Annotated in this window: 2 protein-coding genes; both read left to right on the forward strand. The window is 67.8% G+C overall.

What is annotated here, in order from left to right:
• Window positions 1–450: 450 nt before the first annotated feature.
• Window positions 451–753, forward strand: coding sequence for an MMPL family transporter (locus ABZ453_RS51305; protein ID WP_359026985.1), 303 nt, complete (start codon window positions 451–453; stop codon window positions 751–753).
• Window positions 754–1,202: 449 nt separating this feature from the next.
• Complete coding sequence (locus ABZ453_RS51310; RefSeq protein ID WP_359026987.1) at window positions 1,203–1,346, forward strand: hypothetical protein; 144 nt, start codon at window positions 1,203–1,205, stop codon at window positions 1,344–1,346.
• Window positions 1,347–1,412: the final 66 nt, after the last annotated feature.

Here is a 1,412-nt window from a genome sequence, read left to right on the forward strand (position 1 = left end):
CGAGGTCCCGGCGCCTGCCCACGAACGTGGTCAGGGCTGCGGGCAGATTCCCCACCTCTGATATCTGGATGGTCATGTCCTGTATCGCCTTCAGCAGCCCGCACTCGCCCTGCAACATCGCGGAACCTGTCGGGGATGGCAGCACGCTTCGTCGCGGGCGGTCCGGCGCAGTCCTGCCGTGCCCCCTCCTCCTCAACCGGCACGAAACGTCACCAGTGACATCCTCGGTGCGCGGTACTCAGATGAGTGGAACGGGCACAGCCGCGCTTATGTCATTACAACACTGCTCAGTGGACATAGATGCTGCCGGGGTCGGGCTGTGGCTGAGGTCTCACGAGATGGATGCGATAGCAGCCCCCTGAGTGCCTAGGCACTCAGGGGGCACGTATAAGGATCTTCTTAAGGCGGCATCCAGCCCCTCGAGCGAGGAGCACGCCCATACTGGCCCTGATGCTCGGGCCCGCGGTCGGCATCGACTCCGCCTTGTTCATCGTCACCCGGCAACGACGTCTGATCCTCCATCAGGGATTGGACGCGCACGAAGCGGCGGGCCGCGCCACCGGCACCGCGGGCCGCGCCGTCTTCTTCGCCGGCTCCACTGTCGTCATCGCCCTGGCCGGCCTTCTGGTCGTCGGCATCACGCTGCTCACCACCATGGCCCTCGCGGCCGCGGCCACCGTCGCCATATCCGTCCTGCTGGCTCTGACCCTGCTGCCCGCGCTGCTCGGCGTGGTCGGGGAGCCCATCTGTTAGGACACAGCCCGACGCAGGTCACGGCGGCCGAGTTCCACCGCGCACACGTGGGCCACCGCCTGGGGCTCGCTCCTGGTCCGCCACAAGTACCCCGCTCTCGCGGCGGCGCTCCTGATACCGCTGGTACTCGCCGTGCCCGCTCTCGGTATGAAGATGGGCCAGCCGTCCGGCGCCAGCTACAACCCCGACACGGCACAGCGGCAGAGTTACAACCTGGTCACTGAAGCCTTCGGCCCTGGCTACAACGGCCCCCTCAGGGTCGTCATCCACTCCGCCACCGTCGGCAGACCCCTTGACCCAGCCATTCTCGCGACCGTCGCCTCCGACCTGAAGGGCACCACGGGCGTCACTTCGGTGTCCCTGGCCGGCATGAACAGCGGCGGCACCACGGCGGTGCTGAGCCTCGTGCCCGGGCCGGCCCGAACGACGACGGCACCAAGGACCTCGTCATGGCCGTACGCGGTCACAGCGCGCAGATCGGCGACCGCAACGGTGTCCGGTTCGGCATCACCGGTTTCACCGCCCTGGCCATCGACGTCTCCGACCGCCTCGTGACGGACGCTGCGAAGCCCAACGAGCGCTGTGCGGGCTGAAGTTGCTGGTCGCGGGGCCGGCGTGCGCTTGGTCATCTTCGCAGCACAGAGGGGAGTGCCCCTGGT

Origin of the sequence: Streptomyces sp. NPDC005799, from assembly GCF_040630525.1 — a bacterium.
Taxonomy (GTDB): Bacteria; Actinomycetota; Actinomycetes; order Streptomycetales; family Streptomycetaceae; genus Streptomyces; species Streptomyces griseorubiginosus_B.